Origin of the sequence: Leucobacter sp. HNU, from assembly GCF_047946755.1 — a bacterium.
Lineage (GTDB): Bacteria > Actinomycetota > Actinomycetes > Actinomycetales > Microbacteriaceae > Leucobacter.
Genome location: NZ_CP178837.1, coordinates 2,204,258 through 2,221,611 on the forward strand (window position 1 = coordinate 2,204,258; position 17,354 = coordinate 2,221,611).

At 70.0% G+C, this 17,354-nt stretch carries 15 protein-coding genes and 1 tRNA gene; 9 read left to right on the top strand and 7 right to left on the bottom strand.

The window, feature by feature from the left end:
• Nucleotides 1-79 precede the first annotated feature (79 nt).
• A complete protein-coding gene (locus AB3K78_RS10870; protein WP_416443130.1) occupies nt 80-1,282 on the top strand; it encodes an RNA polymerase sigma factor in 1,203 nt (400 codons plus the stop codon).
• Here AB3K78_RS10870 and AB3K78_RS10875 read toward each other — a convergent pair whose 3' ends face one another.
• Nucleotides 1,283-3,304, bottom strand: a complete 2,022-nt coding sequence (locus AB3K78_RS10875) for a DUF6923 family protein (RefSeq protein WP_416443132.1) — start codon at nt 3,302-3,304, stop codon at nt 1,283-1,285.
• A 121-nt stretch (nt 3,305-3,425) separates the two neighbouring features.
• Between AB3K78_RS10875 and AB3K78_RS10880 the strand changes: the two genes are divergently transcribed.
• Nucleotides 3,426-4,031 (top strand): TetR/AcrR family transcriptional regulator, encoded by a 606-nt coding sequence (locus tag AB3K78_RS10880; protein WP_416443134.1) that lies wholly within the window; start codon nt 3,426-3,428, stop codon nt 4,029-4,031.
• Here the strand turns inward: AB3K78_RS10880 and AB3K78_RS10885 are convergent.
• Nucleotides 4,024-5,577 carry an amino acid permease gene (locus tag AB3K78_RS10885; protein WP_416443136.1) on the bottom strand — a complete coding sequence of 518 codons (1,554 nt, stop codon included), beginning with the start codon at nt 5,575-5,577 and terminating at the stop codon, nt 4,024-4,026. The two genes, AB3K78_RS10880 and AB3K78_RS10885, sit on opposite strands and share 8 nt — an antisense overlap.
• Before the next feature lie 256 nt (nt 5,578-5,833).
• On the opposite strand from AB3K78_RS10885, the gene AB3K78_RS10890 reads away from it, so the two are divergent.
• From AB3K78_RS10890 to AB3K78_RS10915, 6 genes are all read left to right on the top strand, one after another.
• Nucleotides 5,834-7,204 (top strand): glutamine synthetase family protein, encoded by a 1,371-nt coding sequence (locus AB3K78_RS10890; RefSeq protein ID WP_416443138.1) that lies wholly within the window; start codon nt 5,834-5,836, stop codon nt 7,202-7,204.
• A complete protein-coding gene (locus tag AB3K78_RS10895; RefSeq protein ID WP_416443140.1) occupies nt 7,191-7,424 on the top strand; it encodes a gamma-glutamyl-gamma-aminobutyrate hydrolase family protein in 234 nt (77 codons plus the stop codon). Before AB3K78_RS10890 ends, AB3K78_RS10895 begins: the two co-directional genes overlap by 14 nt.
• A complete protein-coding gene (locus tag AB3K78_RS10900) occupies nt 7,376-7,993 on the top strand; it encodes a gamma-glutamyl-gamma-aminobutyrate hydrolase family protein (RefSeq protein WP_416443142.1) in 618 nt (205 codons plus the stop codon). The genes AB3K78_RS10895 and AB3K78_RS10900 overlap by 49 nt, the downstream gene beginning before the upstream one ends.
• A complete protein-coding gene (locus AB3K78_RS10905; RefSeq protein WP_416443144.1) occupies nt 7,990-9,345 on the top strand; it encodes an aldehyde dehydrogenase family protein in 1,356 nt (451 codons plus the stop codon). Before AB3K78_RS10900 ends, AB3K78_RS10905 begins: the two co-directional genes overlap by 4 nt.
• 133 nt (nt 9,346-9,478) lie before the next feature.
• The gene (locus AB3K78_RS10910) at nt 9,479-10,270 is read left to right on the top strand and encodes a 3-oxoacyl-ACP reductase (RefSeq protein WP_416443146.1); all 792 of its coding nucleotides are present in this window, start codon (nt 9,479-9,481) and stop codon (nt 10,268-10,270) included.
• Between the two features lie 89 nt (nt 10,271-10,359).
• Entirely contained in the window at nt 10,360-11,088 is a 729-nt protein-coding gene (locus AB3K78_RS10915) for a FadR/GntR family transcriptional regulator (RefSeq protein ID WP_416443148.1), read from the top strand.
• A 335-nt stretch (nt 11,089-11,423) separates the two neighbouring features.
• On the opposite strand, the gene AB3K78_RS10920 is transcribed toward AB3K78_RS10915, so the two are convergent.
• Nucleotides 11,424-11,497: transfer RNA gene (locus AB3K78_RS10920), tRNA-Pro, on the bottom strand.
• Between the two features lie 93 nt (nt 11,498-11,590).
• On the opposite strand from AB3K78_RS10920, the gene AB3K78_RS10925 reads away from it, so the two are divergent.
• Nucleotides 11,591-12,352 carry an HAD-IIB family hydrolase gene (locus tag AB3K78_RS10925; RefSeq protein WP_416443150.1) on the top strand — a complete coding sequence of 254 codons (762 nt, stop codon included), beginning with the start codon at nt 11,591-11,593 and terminating at the stop codon, nt 12,350-12,352.
• A gap of 109 nt (nt 12,353-12,461) precedes the next feature.
• Here the strand turns inward: AB3K78_RS10925 and AB3K78_RS10930 are convergent, their stop codons facing one another.
• From AB3K78_RS10930 to AB3K78_RS10945, 4 genes are all read right to left on the bottom strand, one after another.
• Entirely contained in the window at nt 12,462-13,967 is a 1,506-nt protein-coding gene (locus tag AB3K78_RS10930; protein WP_416443154.1) for a malate:quinone oxidoreductase, read from the bottom strand.
• Nucleotides 13,968-13,978: 11 nt separating this feature from the next.
• Nucleotides 13,979-15,304 (bottom strand): DNA repair protein RadA, encoded by a 1,326-nt coding sequence (radA, locus tag AB3K78_RS10935; protein ID WP_416443156.1) that lies wholly within the window; start codon nt 15,302-15,304, stop codon nt 13,979-13,981.
• Between the two features lie 83 nt (nt 15,305-15,387).
• Nucleotides 15,388-16,458, bottom strand: coding sequence for an HTTM domain-containing protein (locus AB3K78_RS10940; protein WP_416443158.1), 1,071 nt, complete (start codon nt 16,456-16,458; stop codon nt 15,388-15,390).
• Entirely contained in the window at nt 16,455-17,165 is a 711-nt protein-coding gene (locus tag AB3K78_RS10945) for a DUF5819 family protein (protein ID WP_416443160.1), read from the bottom strand. Before AB3K78_RS10945 ends, AB3K78_RS10940 begins: the two co-directional genes overlap by 4 nt.
• Nucleotides 17,166-17,354: the final 189 nt, after the last annotated feature.

A 17,354-nucleotide genomic window follows, 5' to 3' on the forward strand; every position in this document is an offset into this window, starting at 1 on the left:
CGCAGAGTCAGAGTCGGTTCCCGGGGAATGTGACGCGGTTGCGGGAAACTTTTCGCTACACGCTGCTACGCTTCCGGGTATGCAGGCTCCGGACGCGGCGCGCGGCCCAGTCCCGGGGCCGACCGGAGCGTCCGATTCCGAGCTCTGCGATCTGGTGCGCGACGGCAACGCCTGGCCCCTCGAGACGCTCTGGCGCCGTCATCACGGGATCGTGCTCGCCTGGGCCGCCCGCAAGGACCCGGCGATCGCCGAGGACGCCGTCGCCGAGGCCTTCGACGCCGTGTTCCAGTCGCTGCTGGCCGGAGCCGGGCCCCGCGAATCGTTCCGTGCCTACCTGTTCCGCACGGTGCAGACGCGCCTCGGCAAGCACTGGGAGTCCCGGAGGCGGGGCGCCCCGCTCGAGGACCTGCCCTTCGAGGGCGCCTCGCTCGATGCGGGCGAGGACTCGCTCGAGTCGGCCGAGCAACGGGCCGCGGCCGCGGCCGCACTGCAGGATCTCCCGCCGCGCTGGCAGCAGATCATCCTCGCCGTGGACGTCGAGGGCCGGTCCGTGCAGGAGGTCGCCGGAGAGCTCGAGCTCACGCCGAACTCGGCCTCGGTGCTGCTCAAGCGAGCACGCGACGGCCTGCGCAAGGGCTGGGTCGAGCGCATGCACCCGGCCCGGAACCTGCCTGAGGACTGCGCGACGAGCGTGGGGCGGTTCACGGACCTGCGCTGGGGCAAGAAGAACACCCGGCGCCGCGCGGAGGCGCAGGCACACCTCGACGACTGCGCGGACTGCCGTCGGCGGTGGGTACTGTTCGGCGAGCAGGCCGGCGCGATCGGGCTCTCCCTCGCCGGTGTCCTCGCCCTCACCCACGAGTGGCGCAGGCGCACCGCCACGGGCACGCTCGCGGCGCTCTCCGCCGCCGGCCTCGTGCTCGCCACCGCGGGAACGATCGGCGGCCTCGCGCTGCCGGGCTCGGTTCCGGCAGAACCGCACGCACCCGCTTCGAGCATGAGCGGCGTCGACCGGACCGCGGTCGATGTACCCGCCCGAGCCCCGGTCCCGGTGCGCGATGCGCATCGTGCCGGGCGCACCGCATCCGGCCCCGGGACCGGAGGCGCGTCCGAGGACGGCGTCCCCGAGTCCCCGCGATCGTCGGCTCCTCGGCCGACAGCCCCCGGGCCCGGGCCATCGCCGGCTCCGACCCCGTCCCCCACGGATGTTCCGCCGGCGCTCTACTTCGGCGACTGGACCGGGTGGTGCGAGCGCTCGCAGACGTTCTCGGCGGACTGCTGATCAGTCGCGCGGACGCCGGCTTCCGCGCCGGCCCGCGCCGACGATCCAGGCGCCTCCGAGCAGCAGGATCACGGCCGCCCAGACGGCCGTGCCCCGGATCGCGGCGTCGGATCCGGTCGCGCTGAGTTCGGCGGGCCGGCTCCCGTCTCCGGCGCCACTCGAGTCCTCGGCTTTCCCGGGCGTCGGCCCCGCCTCGATCGCCGCACCGTCGGATCCTCGATCACCGTCGCCCGCAGCCGCCGCAGGGCCTCCCGGCGTGGCCGGGCGCGGCGGTGCACCGCTCGCCGAGGCCCCACCCGCACGCGCGGTGCCGCCGTCGGATCCTCCGTTGGCGGATCCGGCGGCATTTCCGGGCCCGCCCGGACCCGCCGCGGTGCCGGACCCGGCCGCGGACCCGTGCCCGGTCAGGTCGTCCGGCATGACCACGAAGGGCGGGGGCGGGTCGAGCGGGTCGATGTTGCCGACGGGCGCCGGCTGGGGTCCGGCCAGTCCCCCGGCGTTCGGGGCCACTCCCTGCCCCGAGAGATGCAGCGGCTTGCTCTGCACCCGCGTCCTCGCCCCGTCGATCTCCGCCGTGACCGTCGTCGAGATCTCGGCGATACCGCCGATCATCAGGTCGTCGACACGGCCGTCGAATCGGACCGTGCGCAGCTGGCCCGGCGGCAACGGCTCATCGATCACCTGAGCGTTCCACGGCGCGGAATCGATGGACACGCGGATCCCGCTGAGCGGCGATGCGCTGCGGTTGCGTACCAGGACGAACACCTGGACGGGCTTGTCGACAGTCACTCTCCCCTCCCGCCGGACGTCGACGACACGAGCCTTCACATCGGTGTCGATCAGCACCGGAGTCGGTCTGAACGCGGGGAACGACTCCGGCGTCGCCACGGGACTCGGATCGGACTCGTTCCCCTGTACGGCGGCCACCCACTTCGGTGCGTACTGCGCTCCCGCGCTGACCATGCTCAGCGAGAAACCGTGCCGGCGCTCTTCGCCCGGCCGGAGGGGCCCGCCCGAGCACAGGAACCGTCCCTCCGATCGCACGCACTCCGCAGGCGATTCGACGGCTCGACTGTCCGGGCCCTCCGGCCTGAACTCGAGTTGATATCCGGACGACGCGGTCGCGCCGTCGTTGCGCACCACCGGCGCGAGCTCCATCGGTGTTCGCGGCCCGCCCCAGCTCGCCTCGAAGCGCACGCTCAGGTGCACGGGCGCCGCCGGGATCAGGGCCGCGTCCAGATTGTTCGACGCCGGACTGTCGGCGTAGCCGACGAGCTCGGCCTTCGCGGGATCGACCGTCGTCAGGCGCAGTTGCACGGCGCCGCCGCTGTTCGCCAGGAAGCCCAGATTGCCGTTCCCGTAGGTCCAGGCCCCGCCGAACGATCCGCTGCCGAAGCGGGTTCCGTCGATCCCGAGCACCGGGGCCTCCTCGATGCGTCCGTCGAGCCCCAGCCGAGTGAGCACCGCTCGCCGATCCACGACGCGCAGTCCCCAGAAGTACCCCTGGCTCCAGGCGAAGTCGACCGGGATGAAGGAGCCCGTCATCGGGATCGTGCCCCGTTCGCGGGTCGCGACGTCGACCCAGGCCAGCTGCTTCGATCCACGAGGGACGTAGTACATGCGATCCGGGTGCGCGGAATCGGCGAAGGCTCCGACCACGCTGGCCGCGCCGAGGCGCATCACGGTGCGCGTCGTCCCGTCCCCGAGCACTCGGATCAGATCGCCGCTCCCGTCCTCGATCGCATAGAGCGCCCCGTCGGCCAGGTGGGCGGCGAGCGCGTTGTAGGAGCGGGAGGCCGGTGCGCCGACCGGGTCGAACGCGATCCCGCCGTCGCTCCGGGAGCTGCCCCGCATCAGCTGCGTCGGCGAGCCGAGCGCGAGATAGAGTCCCGGTTCGTGCGATTCCGGTGCGTCCGCCTCGGCGAAGCCCGCCGGTGCGATGAGCAGCGTCGCCACCGCCAGCGCGCCGCAGACGAGAGCCAGCGTGGCTCGCGCGACGGCGCGCACCCCTGTGAAGCGCATGCGCGTGTACCCCTGTTTCTCGCGGCGGGTTTCCCCCGAAACGACCGGCCGCACATCACTTACGCTACCGAGTGTTGCATATTCATGGGATTCCCACCAAGCACCGGTCTAGGGTGTGTGCATGAACCAGGGTCGACCTCGCGATACCGATATCACCGAACGAGTGCTCGATCTCGCGCGCGCGCAGCTGCTCGACGGCGGTCTCGCGGCGCTCAACTACGACGCGCTGGCGATCGGAGCGGGCACGAGCCGCACCGCGATCTACCGGCGCTGGCCGAACCGCACCGACCTCGCACGCGACGTGGTCGAGGCATCGACCCTCCCCAGCGTCAGGCCCGAGACCGGGTCCGTCGTCGAGGATCTCGTGCAGCATTCCATGCAGAACGTGCTCAACCAGCAGATGGTGCTCCGCGGCCGCGACGTGTCGTCGCTGTGGCTCACGATCCTGAGTCCTGAGATCCTCGACCATTTCATGAAGCGCATCGGCTGCCGCCGCCGGGACCTCGGCCGCGAGATCATCGCGGCGGGCATCTCGCGCGAGGAGCTCCCCGCCGATACCGACGAGGAGCTCCTGCTCGATACGCTCGCGGGGCTCGCGCTCTTCCGCAGCGTCGTCGCCCGACGCCCCGCGACCGAGCACGAGATCCGAACGGTGGTCCGATCCCTGTGCGAGGCCCCGCCCCGGCGGGACGACGGGCGCCCCGCCGGAGCGGCGACGACTACCTGACGGGGTCGTCGATCCCGTCCTGGGCCAGCAGCTCCTCCTCGACCTCGCCGCCGTAGCCCTCGGACTGCGGGTCCCCGTGGAGGCCGCCCGAGACCGCGTACTCCTCCTCCGGCGAGAGGATCAGCCGGTGCCTGGTGTAGATCCCGAACACGATGAGCCCGATCGCGTAGACCACCGCGATCGCGACGATCGCCGGCCGGAACGTCTCGTTCAGCAGGAAGCCGAGGAAGATCAGGGCCGAGATCACGGCAGCGGCGGCGGCTCCGAAGACGCCCCACGGGCTCAGGTAGGGGCGCTTCGCGTTCGGATACTTCCTGCGCAGGATGATGAACGACAGCATCTGCATGAAATAGGCGACCACCGCGCCCCACACCGCGATGTTCAGCACGACCGCGCCGCCGACCCCGCTGCCGCCGCCCGTCAGATCGACGACCACGAGGGCCGCGAAGCCGATGAGCGCACCCGCGATGAGCGCGACCCACGGGGTCTGGCGCTGGCCCGTGAGCGAGAGGAACTTCGGGTAGTACCCGGCCCTCGAGAGCGAGTAGAGGTTGCGCCCGTAGGCGAACATGATGCCCTGCAGCGACGCGAGCAGGCCGAAGAGCGCGAACAGCGCGAGCAGGCCCGCGACCCAGGCGAGGTCGTCTCCCAGGATCTTGCGGAAGCCGTCGAGCAGCGGCTCGCCGGCCGTTCCCGTGGCCTTGGCACCGAGCACGGCGGTGTTGAGGAACAGCACGAGCAGGCCGGTCACGATGAGGGTGCCGCGCGCCCAGAGGCCGGCGCGCGGGATGTCGCGGACCGGGTTGTGCGATTCCTCGGCCGCGAGCGGCAGCTCCTCGATGCCGAGGAACAGCCACATGGCGAACGGCAGCGCGAAGAGGATCGGGAGCACGCCGTGCGGCAGGAACTCGCTCTGCCCCGGGTCGGGCGCGATATCGAAGAGGCTGCCCCAGTCGGCGGAGCCGCTGAAGAGGGCCATCGCGCCGAACAGCACGAGCACGCCGATCGAGATGAACGACACGACGATCGCGAACTTCAGCGAGATGGAGGCACCCGCGGTGTTGAGCCCGACGAATGCCACGTAGAGGATGATCCACCACACCCAGGTCGGCAGCGAGAAGCCCATCAGCCCTTCGGTGACGCCGTTCGCGTAGCCGGCCGAGAAGTAGACGATCACCGCGGTGGTGGCGACGTACTCGATGGACTCGGCGAGCCCGGTGACGAATCCGCCCCAGGGACCCATCGCCGCCCGCCCGAAGGAATAGGCGCCGCCCGTGTGCGGCATCGCCGCCGCCATCTCGCCGATCGAGAAGACGAGCCCGTAGTACATGACGACGAGGATCGCGAAGGCGATCATCATGCCGCCGAAGCCCGCCGCCTCGATCCCGAAATTCCAGCCCGAGAAGTTGCCCGAGATTACCGCGCCGACCGCGAGGCCCCAGAGCCCCCAGACGCCAGCGGAGCGCTTGAGCTGGCGCTTCTCGAAGTACCCTGCCTCCGCCGTGGTGTACGTCACCCCGGAGACCTTCAGCGTGTCCTTGGCCATGCCGGCCCCTTTCACCTCGTTGTGAACGGTCCGCCCAGAAGCTGCATCTTTGCGGCGCGTCATGATGACTATAAACCGCCTATTGGTACTTTGCCACAACCTTTTTCGCGCACTTCTTCGGAGCGAATTCGATACGGATCGCGCACCGTCGTGGTGTAATGGTCGGTGTTCCGACCATTCAGGATCGCGACCTCCGGATCGCGGTTCTCGGATGGCAACGCACCCCCGACTCTCGACGGCGAGCAGAAGGAGAACCATGATCCCCCCGAGCGGAAACCTGACACCCGAGGAACTGCACGGAGCCGTGAGCTCCGGCGAGATCGACACCGTCATCATCGGCTTCACCGACATGCAGGGTCGCCTCGTCGGCAAACGCGTCTCGGCGCGCCTCTTCCTCGAGGACGTCATGGAGCACGGTGCCGAGTGCTGCAACTACCTCCTCGCGGTCGATGTCGAGCTCAACACCGTCGACGGCTACGCGCTCACCAGCTGGGAGCACGGCTACGGCGACATGGCGATGATCCCCGACCTGTCGACGCTGCGCCGCATGCCGTGGCTGCCCGGCACCGCGATGGTCACCGCAGACCTCACGACCGCGAACGATCACGCTCCCATCGAGGTCGCACCGCGGCAGATCCTGCGCCGCCAGGTCGAACGCCTCGCGGCTCACGGATTCGAGCCCTTCGTCGGCACCGAGCTCGAGTTCATCGTCTTCGACACCGACTACCGGACCGCCTGGGGCCAGCGATACAGCGATCTCACGCCGGCGAGCGACTACAACACCGACTACGCGCTCCAGGGATCGACCCGGCTCGAACCGCTCCTGCGCGATATCCGCACGTCCATGGACGGAGCGGGCATGTACTGCGAGGGCGTGAAGGGCGAGTGCAACCTCGGCCAGCAGGAGATCGCGTTCCGCTACACCCATGCGATCCCCACGTGCGACAACCACTCGATCTACAAGAGCGGCGCGAAGGAGATCGCCGAGGCGCACGGCAAGAGCATCACCTTCATGGCGAAGTTCAACGAGCGCGAGGGCAACAGCTGCCACGTGCACACGAGCCTCCGCTCGGAGTCCGGCGAACCGCTGTTCGTCGACGATTCCGCCCCCGACGGCATGTCGAAGCTGTTCCGCCACTACCTCGCGGGCCAGCTCGCCGCGCTGCGGGAGTTCACCCTGCTCTACGCCCCGAACATCAACTCCTACAAGCGCTTCGCCGAGGGCAGCTTCGCCCCCACCGCCGTCGCGTGGGGCCACGACAACCGGACCTGCGCGCTGCGCGTCGTCGGTCGCGGCATGGGCATGCGCGTCGAGAACCGCGTCCCGGGCGGCGACGTGAACCAGTACCTCGCGGTCGCCGGCATGCTCGCCTCCGGCCTCGAGGGGATCGAGCAGGAGCTGGAGCTCGGCGAGCCGCTCGCCGGCAACGCCTACGCGAGCGACATCGCGCGGGTACCGAGCACGCTCGCCGAAGCGGCCGATCTCTTCGAGGGATCCGCGCTGGCCCGCCGGGTGTTCGGCGACGAGGTCGTCGAGCACTACGTGCACGCGGCACGCGTCGAGGTCGCCGCGTTCAACGCGGCGGTCACGGACTGGGAGCGGGTGCGCGGTTTTGAACGTCTCTGAATCCCCGGCGGCGAGCGCGACCGACGCCGAGCTGCCGCTGATCGGCATCACCAGCTACCTGGAGCAGGCGCAGACGGGCGTCTGGGACGTTCGCGCCTCGTTCCTCCCGAAGGTCTACCTCGACGCCGTGACGGACGTCGGCGGCATCGCGATCGTGCTCCCCCGCAGCCGGTGGATCCCGCGGTCGCCCGCGGCATCATCGCCTCGCTGGACGGGCTGATCCTCTCGGGAGGCGCCGACGTCGATCCCGCCCGCTACGCGCAGGAGCCCCACGAACGCACCGGCGCGCCCCGCGCCGACCGCGACGGCTTCGAGGCGGCGCTGCTCGACGCCGCCATCGAGGCCGAGCTCCCGTTCCTCGGCATCTGCCGCGGCGCGCAGGTGCTCAACGTCGAGCGCGGCGGCACCCTGATCCAGCACCTCCCCGACGCGGTCGGCGACGACCGCTACCAGCTCGGCGACGGCGTCTTCAACCCGATCGAGGTCGAGGTGGACGCGGGAACCCGCCTCGCCGGCCTGCTCGGCGAGGACCTGCGCGCACGCGCGCACCTGTACCACCACCAGGCGATCGACGAGGTCGGCGACGGCCTCACCGTCACCAGTCGCACCGCGGACGGCGTCATCGAGTCGATCGAGCTCGATTCCGTCCCCTTCGGCGTCGCCGTGCAGTGGCACCCGGAGGAGAACCCGGAGGATCGCCGGATCTTCGAAGGCCTCGTCCGCGCCGCACGGGATCACCGAGCGGCCCGCGCATCGTCCACCGCAGCCCCCGCGAAGGAGCAGCCATGAGCTACACCGTCATCAACCCCGCCACCGGCGAAGCCGTCACCGAGGTCGCCCACCTCGACGTTCCCGAGACCGATGCCGCCATCTCCGCGGCAGTGCGTGCGCAGCGCGACTGGGCGAAGGTCGCGCCCGCCGACCGCGCGAAAGCGCTGCGCCGCTTCGCCGACGCCGTCGACACGGATCTCGAGCGCCTGGCACAGCTCGAGACCGCGAACTCCGGGCACCCCATCGGGCAGTCCCGCTGGGAGGCCGGGCACGTCCGCGACGTGCTCGAGTATTATTCGGCCGCCCCCGAACGACTCATCGGCAAGCAGATCCCGGTCGCGGGAGGCATGGACGTCACGTTCCACGAGCCCATCGGCGTCGTCGGCGTGATCACGCCGTGGAACTTCCCCATGACCATCGCCGCGTGGGGCTTCGCTCCGGCGCTGGCGGCCGGCAACGCGGTCGTGCTGAAGCCCGCCGAATGGACGCCGCTCACCAGCCTGCGCCTTGGCGAACTCGCCCTCGAATCCGGGCTGCCCGAGGGGCTGTTCCAGGTGCTCGCGGGTCGCGGGTCCGTCGTCGGTGAGCGGTTCGTCTCCCACCCCGACGTGCGCAAGCTCGTGTTCACCGGTTCGACCGCGGTGGGCAAGCGGATCATGGCGGGGGCGGCCGAGCAGGTGAAGCGCGTCACGCTCGAACTCGGCGGCAAGAGCGCCAACATCGTCTTCGAGGACGCCGACATCGAGCGCGCCGCCGCGACCGCGCCCTATTCGGTGTTCGACAACGCCGGCCAGGACTGCTGCGCCCGCAGCCGCCTGCTGGTGCAGCGCAGCGTGTACGACCGATTCATGGAGCGCTTCGAGACGGCGGTGCAGGGCGTCAAGGTCGGCGACCCGACCGACGAGGCCACCGAGGTCGGCCCGCTCGTGACGCAGGCCCACAAGGAGAGCGTGGCCGTGTTCCTCGACGAGGACGCCCCCGTCGCCTTCCGGGGATCCTGCCCCGAGGGCCCCGGTTCCTGGTTCGCGCCCACCGTCGTCACCCCCGAGCGCGGGTCCCGCGTCGCGACCGAGGAGATCTTCGGGCCCGTGGTCGCCGTGCTGCCGTTCGAGGACGAGGCCGATGCGATCCAGCTGGCCAACGACACCGAGTTCGGGCTCAGCGGTTCCATCTGGACGAGGGACCTCGCCCGCGGAATCCGCGCGGCTCGGGCCGTCGAGGGCGGCAACCTCTCGGTCAACTCCCACTCCTCGGTGCGCTACTCGACCCCCTTCGGCGGCTTCAAGCAGTCGGGACTCGGCCGCGAGCTCGGCCCCGACGCCGCCGAGCACTTCACCGAGACGAAGAACGTCTTCTTCGCCACCGAATAGTTCCGACCGCCGGTTGAGCGAGCGAAGCGAGTCGAAACCCACCCACCCGTCATCCTGCGCGAGCGTGCGAGTCGCAGGATCCACCACCAGATTCTGCGACTCCGCGCAGAATGACGATTCGTAAGGAAGCACCATGAACGACATCACCCCGATCGACCTGACTCAGCGGCTCGCCGGCAAGGTCGCCGTCATCACGGGCGGCGCGAGCGGCATCGGTCTCGCCACCGCCCGCCGCATGCGCGCCGAGGGAGCGACGATCGTCATCGGCGACATGAACCCGGCGGCCGGCGAGGCCGCCGCGGCCGAGGTCGGCGGCCTGTTCGTACAGGTCAACGTGACGGACGAGGCGCAGGTCAACCATCTGTTCGACACGGCGGCCCGCGAGTACGGCTCGGTCGATATCGCGTTCAACAACGCCGGCATCTCGCCCGACGACGACGATTCGATCGAGATCACCGAGCTCCCCGCGTGGGAGAAGGTGCAGGACGTGAACCTCAAGAGCGTCTACCTCTGCTCGCGCGCGGCGCTCCGCCACATGACTGCACAGGGATCGGGGTCGATCATCAACACCGCGTCGTTCGTCGCCGTCATGGGCTCCGCGACCTCCCAGATCTCGTACACGGCGTCGAAGGGCGGCGTGCTCGCCATGACCCGCGAGCTCGGCGTGCAGTTCGCCCGCCAGGGCATCCGCGTGAACGCGCTCTGCCCCGGACCGGTGAACACCCCGCTGCTGCAGGAGCTGTTCGCGAAGGATCCGGAGCGTGCGGCCCGCCGCCTCGTGCACATCCCCGTCGGTCGCTTCGCCCGTCCGGAGGAGCTCGCGGCCTCGGTCGCGTTCCTCGCGAGCGACGACGCCTCGTTCATCACCGCCTCGACGTTCCTCGTCGACGGCGGCCTGACCAGCGCCTACACGACCCCGCTCTGAGCGTCCTCCCCGGGGCCGGGCCGACGTGCGCGTCGTCGTCCCGGCTCCGGCGTACACTCCCAAGGGACCGCTCGGCAGGAGGAGGATCGATGCATCCCGCAGCAGACGGCGTCGAGCTCCTGATCCGAGCCGAGCGCCCCACCAACGCCTACGAGGAGACCGTGCAACGGCTCCTGCAGTCGATCCGCCTCGGCATGATCGGCCCCGGCGAACGGCTGCCCGCCGAACGCGATCTCGCGGCGATGCTCAAGGTCAGCCGGGATACGGTGCGCGAGGCGCTCGCCACCCTCGCCGAGTCCGGTCTCGTCGTCTCGCGCCGGGGCCGCTACGGCGGCACCTTCGTCGTCGACGCGCTCCCCGACGAATCGCGGGTGCGCCCCGTCCGGGCCGAGCTCGGCGCAGCGGAGGTGGAGGACACGACCGTGCTGCGGCGCGTGCTCGAGGTCGGGGCCGCGCGCGAGGCCGCGGCCCGCGATCTGAGCGCAGACGAACGCGCCGCGCTGGCCCGAGCGCTCGAGGAATGCCGCGCCTCCGACGACGCGAACCATCGCCGGCTCGACTCGCGTCTGCACCTCCTCATCGCGGAACTCTCGGGCTCCCCCAGCCTCGTCCCGCTCGTCGCGAACCTCCGTACGCGCGTGAACGCGCTGCTCGATGAGATCCCGATGCTGCGCCCGAATCTCTCGCACTCCGACGCGCAGCACGAGGCGATCGTCTCGGCGATCCTCGCCGGGCGCCCGCAGTCGGCCGCCGAGGCCATGCTGGAGCACATCGAAGGCTCCGCCGCGCTGCTGCGCGGCTTCCTCTCGACCCGCTGACGGCGGCGCTGTCCCCCGGCGCGCGGTCGGGCCGGGACGAGTTGGGGCGCTGGATCGGGCGTGACGGATGCGGATGCGCCATCCAGGCGACGACTCGGCGAGTGAACGCCCGTTCGACGGGAGAACGCCCGATCGACGGGAGAACGCCCGATCGACGGGCGACTCGCCGTCCTCTCGTCGCTGAGGCGTCCCGTGGTGCCGGCGACGCCGGAACCGGCCGCATCACCTCCGTGCCGTGTCCGCAGAGGGTCCGCATTCTCGGGAACACCCGCCCCGAGAACTCAGAAAGCCCCGGAGCAGCCGCAGAAATCTGCGGAAGCTCCGGGGCTTCTCAGTCGGGATGACAGGATTTGAACCTGCGACCCCGTCGTCCCGAACGACGTGCGCTACCAAGCTGCGCCACATCCCGATTGCGCCGAGGCGCAGGGAACAGCTTAGCGCGATCCGGGGCGCAAAGGGAAATCGGGGCGTTCGGGCGTGTGGCGCATGGGAGACTGGAGGAATGCTCGCCCAACCGCTGCCCGACCTGATCGCCTTCGACCTCGACGACACGCTCGCACCGTCGAAGTCGCCCCTCGAGCCCCGCATGCTCGCCGTGTTCGAGCGGCTGCTGGATCGCACCTCGGTCGCGGTCATCTCGGGCGGCAACTTCGAGCAGTTCGAGAACCAGCTCGTCTCGCAGCTCGGCGACGCCGCGGAGGACGCGCTCGAACGCCTGCACCTGCTCCCCACCTGCGGTACCCGCTACGAACGCCGCACCGGCGGCGCCTGGCAGACCGTCTACCGCGAAGAACTCACCGCAGCGCAGCGCGATGCGGCCTTCGCGGCGCTCCGCGAGGAGGCCGAGCGCCTCGGCCTCTGGGAGGCGGAGCCCTGGGGCGAGATCCTCGAGGATCGCGGCTCGCAGGTGACCTTCTCGGCCCTCGGCCAGCGGGCCCCGGTCGCCGCGAAGCACGCCTGGGACCCGGACGGCACGAAGAAGAACGCGCTGCGCGCCGCCGTCGCCGAGCGCCTGCCCGATCTCGAGGTGCGCAGCGGCGGATCCACCTCCGTCGACATCACCCGGCGCGGCATCGACAAGGCCTACGGCATGCGCAAGCTCACCGAGCAGACGGGGATCCCCCTCGACCGGATGCTCTTCGTCGGCGACCGTCTCGACCCCGACGGCAACGACTACCCCGTCAAGGCGATGGGCGTGCGCTGCCACGCGGTCACCGGCTGGGAGGACACCGCGGCCTACCTGGAGCAGCTGCTCGCGGAGTAGCCCCGCGACTCCGGCGGGGCGGTGGCGCGTCATCCGGCTCGCGCGCTTGCTCGCGAAACGCCGAAGGGGCGGGATCCTGTCGGATCCCGCCCCTTCGAGCATCTGAGGGCTACTCGGCCCCTGCCGCCTCGACCTGCTTCGGCAGCAGCCCCAGCACGGCGCCCGTCTCGGCCAGCGTCTGCGCGGCGAGGGCGGGATCGTGGTTGACGCCCGTACCGTAGGCCGGGATCTGCGCGAGGAACTCGTCGCGCCAGCGCGCTTCGAACTGCTCGGGGAAGCACTTCTGCAGCACACCGAGCATGGCGTGCACGGCGGTCGACGCACCGGGCGAAGCGCCGAGGAGGCCGGCGATGGTGCCGTCGGCACCGGTGATGACCTCGGTGCCGAACTGCAGCACGCCGCCCTTCTTCGGGTCCTTCTTCATGACCTGGACGCGCTGACCGGCGGTGATCATCTCCCAGTCGCCGCGCTTGGCGGAGGGCATGTACTCGCGAAGGGTCGAGAGCTGCTTCTCGCGGCTCGCCATGAGCTCGGTGAGGAGGTACTTCTCGAGCGAGAACTCGCTGAGGCCGACGCGGATCATGGGCCACAGGTTGTGCAGTCGGATGGAACCCGGCAGGTCCCACCAGGAGCCCTTCTTGAGGAAGTTGGGGCTGAACCCGGCGTAGGGGCCGAAGAGCAGGCTCTCCTTTCCGTCGACGATGCGGGTATCGAGGTGCGGGACCGACATGGGCGGTGCACCGACCGCAGCCTTGCCGTAGACCTTGGCGCGGTGCTCGCGCACGACCTCCGGGTTGTCGCACTTGAGGAACTTGCCGCTGATGGGGAAGCCGCCGAAGCCCTTGATCTCGGGGATCTTGGAGGACTGCAGGAGTGACAGGGCGCCGCCGCCGGCCCCCACGAAGACGAAGCGCGCGTTGACGGTGCGCTTGCCGTACCCGGCCCGGTTGCGGACGAACACGTCCCAGGTGCCGTCGGCGCGACGGCGAAGCTTCTTCACCTCATGACCGAGGTTGACGGTGACGCCCTGGTCCTCGAGGTGACTCATGAGCTGTCGGGTGACCGCGCCGAAGTCGACGTCGGTGCCGCTGAGCGAGCGGGTCGCTGCGAAGACCTCGTCCTTGCTGCGGCGCTCGACGAGCATCGGAGTCCACTCGGCGATCTGCTCGGGATCGTCGCTGAACTCCATGTCGGAGAACAGCGGCTCCTCCTTCAGGAGCTCGTAGCGGCGACGCAGGTAGTCGACATTCGCCTCGCCGCGCACGAAGGTCATGTGCGGGGTCGCATTGATGAAGCTGGAGGGCTCGCCGAGGATGCCCTGCTTGACCAGGGAGGACCACCACTGGCGCGACAGCTGGAACTGCTCGTTGATGTCGATGGCCTTCGCAGCCGACAGGCTGCCGTCCTTGCCTTCGGGCATGTAGTTGAGCTCGCACAGGGCCGCGTGGCCGGTGCCCGCGTTGTTCCATGCGTTGGTGCTCTCGGTCGCCACCTCGGTGCGCGACTCGAACAGCTCGATGCTCCAGTCGGGCTCGACCTGGGAGATCATGGTGCCGAGGGTGGCGCTCATGATCCCGCCACCGATGAGGACGACGTCTACCGTGTTGTTGCTCACGATCCCCGATTCTACTCCCCGAGCGCGAGCGCTCTGGCCCGCGCGAGGGTTCCGCTGTCGGAATCGACGAGTCTGCGGTATCCGAGTCGCTGCGCCTCGGCGCGCCGCTGCTCGCCGCCGACCACCGGACGGACCTCGCCGGCCAGGCTGATCTCGCCGACGGCGGCCAGTTCGTGCGCCAGCGGCTGGTCGGTGACGGCCGACAGCACCGCCAGCGCGATCGCGAGGTCGGCCGCAGGTTCTGCGAGGCGGACGCCGCCGACCGTGGAGACGTAGACGTCCTTGTCGTGCAGTTTCACCCGGGCTCGGCGCTCGAGCACGGCGAGCACCATGGCCACGCGTGCACCGTCGACGCCGCTGGTGACGCGCCTCGGGTTGGGCGCGGTCGTGCTCGCGACGAGCGCCTGCACTTCGACGGGGATCGCGCGGCGCCCCTCGAGGGCGATCGTGGCGCAGGTGCCGCTGACCGGCTCGGTGCTGCGGCTGAGGAAGAGCCCGCTCGGATCCGGCACCTCCTGGATGCCGCTGCCGCTCATTTCGAAGCACCCGACCTCGTCGGTCGGTCCGAAGCGGTTCTTGAGCGTGCGGAGGAAGCGCAGGGCGGATCTGCGGTCGCCCTCGAAGTGGCAGACGACGTCGACGAGGTGCTCGAGCAGCCGGGGGCCCGCGACGTTGCCGTCCTTCGTGACGTGCCCGACGAGGATGACGGGCACGCCGTGCTCCTTCGCCACCCGGATCAGCGACGCGGCGACCTCGCGCACCTGCGCCGGCCCGCCCGCGCCGCCGTCAACCCGATCGCTCGCGAGCGTCTGCACCGAATCGACGATGACGAGCTCGGGCTGCACCGCCTCGATGTGACCGAGCACCGTCGCGAGATCCGTCTCGCTGGCCAGGTAGAGCGTGTCGTGCAGGGCGCCCGTGCGCTCGGCACGCATGCGGATCTGCCCGGTGGATTCCTCGCCGCTCGCATAGAGGACCCGACCACCGCGTTCGGCGGCGCGGGCTGCTGCGTCGAGCAGGAGCGTCGATTTGCCGACGCCCGGTTCGCCCGAGAACAGCACCGCGGCGCCCGGCACGATGCCCCCGCCGAGCACGCGGTCGAGTTCCCCGATGCCGGTGGGACGGTGCCGCACGGGCTCGCCGACCAGTTCGGTGATGGGCCGGGCCTCGCGCCCCGAAGCGGGAGCCGAGGCCTGCACGGTGCGCGCCAGCGTCGCGCCGGGCGTACCGACGACCTGCACGGTGCCCCACTGCTGGCACTCGCCGCAGCGCCCGACCCACTTGGGTGCGCGCCACCCGCACTCGGTGCACGCGTAGCCGCCGCTCGTTTTCGCCATGCGGCGAGCCTAGCCGGGACCACCGACATCGATCCCGCGTACGACGACGGCCCGTGCGCGATGCACGGGCCGTCGTCGGCGAGTCAGGCCGCGGCTTCGACGGGCGACTGCTTCGGCGGACTCGCCGCGCGCCCCATCGCGGATCGCCAGCGCGCCTTCACGCCCTCGCTCACCTTCTCCCAGCTCCGGTCGCGGATGAAGATCGAGTCGATCGCGATCATCGTGAGCGAGAACCAGGGCAGGCCCATGAGCACCGCGATGGCGATGTGGAAACCGAGGATCCCGAACAGCGCGATGATGCGCGTGGGGCGGGACAGCAGTGCGAGCGGGAACGCGACCTGCAGGATGATCGATCCCCAGGAGGCGACCGCGACCATCGGTCCCCAGGTCGTCACCAGGTCGCTCAGCACGGGCCAGGTGCCGAAGCGCATGGTGTGCAGCGGGTTGTACACCGCGTACCCCTCCGACCACGGGCTGCCGCTGGCCTTGTAGAGACCGCCGGACGCGTACACGAACATGACCTGCGCGGTGAGCGCGATCAGCGCGAGATTGTGCAGCACGTTCCCGATCTGCCGGGGGCTGCTCCCTTCGGGGAACCACTCACGCTTCGCGCGCCGGCGCGCATCCAGCGACCAGCGCGCCGCCGGGTCCGCGAAGAACAGCAGGATCAGCGCGATGCGGAACATGTTGTCGCCCTGGTCGCCGACCATGTCGTTCGCCTCGATGAAGCTGACCCAGCCGATGAAGAAGACCGGCAGCACGATCCGGAACCGCCACCCGAGGATGAACAGCACCGCGACCGCCATGAGCGCGACGTAGCAGAGGGTGTAGAGCACGGCGTTCCCGGAGACCGCGTGGAAGAGGCTGAAGAGCCAGATCTTCGGGAAGTCGCTCACGGGCTGTGCGAGCTCGCCGTTCCAGGCGGAGCCGGGCCCGAAGGTGTAGAGCCGGGTCGAGAAGTTGGTGAGCAGGAGCCCGAGACCGGTCACACCGAACAGGATCCGGGTGACCGCGAGTCCGTAGAGCGACTTCTTGCTGACGAAGAGCCAGTTCTCGAAGAAGGCGATCCCTCGCACGATCGCGCCGAACACCGCTTGGGCACCGGCGACGATGACGCTGCCGAGGAATACGCCGAAGCGCTTGATCCGATTCACTTCGCCATCCGTTCAAACTGTGCGTGGAACACGTCGGTGAAGTCCTTCGTGCTCTGTCCCGGCTCCGAGATCGGGGCCCGCCATCCCGGCAGGATCACCGTCGGCGCGGGACGCTGGGCGTTCGTATCGTTCCGCTGCGCGAAGGGCACGACGTTCTGGCGGCTGACCCGGAACTGCACCTGGGTGACGTCCTTGCCCCAGATCGCGTGGGCGACCTGCGTCGCGTACGCGGCGGAGAGGTGCTCCTCCTTCATGTAGGCGGTCACGACTCCCGCTTCCGAGCCCTTGGGAAGCTTGGTCAGCCCGGCCTGGAGCCCGGTCTCCCAGCGGTCGGCGGTGAAGCTCCCGCCCACCAGGCTGCGCTCCGCCGGAGTCAACGCGTCGAACGCGGACTTATAGCGGGAGGCCACTTCGCTCGACTGGATTCCGGCGCGCGGGGGGAACAGGTTGTCGCGCAGCATCGACAGTTCGACGTCGGTCGCGCTCACCCAGCCCGTCGTCACCTTCTGGCCGTCCTTCACGATGACGGCGCGCACGTTGAAGTGGTAGTCGCCGTTGATCGGCTCCGGCGCGAACACGCTCCAGGACTGACCGAAGAACGGGATCATGTAGCTCCGCAGCGCATCGCCGGGGACCACCTGCCTGAGCGGCGATGGCGGAGCGATCCACAGGAACGAGGCGAAGATGTGCCACGCGGCGAGCAGCACGGCCGCCCAGGCGATTCCTCGTACGAGCGGTTTCGGAGCTACACGTGTTGGAGCACCCGATTCTGTCTTCTTTGCTTTTTGTCGCGTAGCCGCCACATCAACTCCAACCCAAAACACCGGTGTGGAGGGTTCGTTGGAACCCTCCACACCGAGTTTTGTACCACGGATCGAATCCCCGGTCGCGCTGGC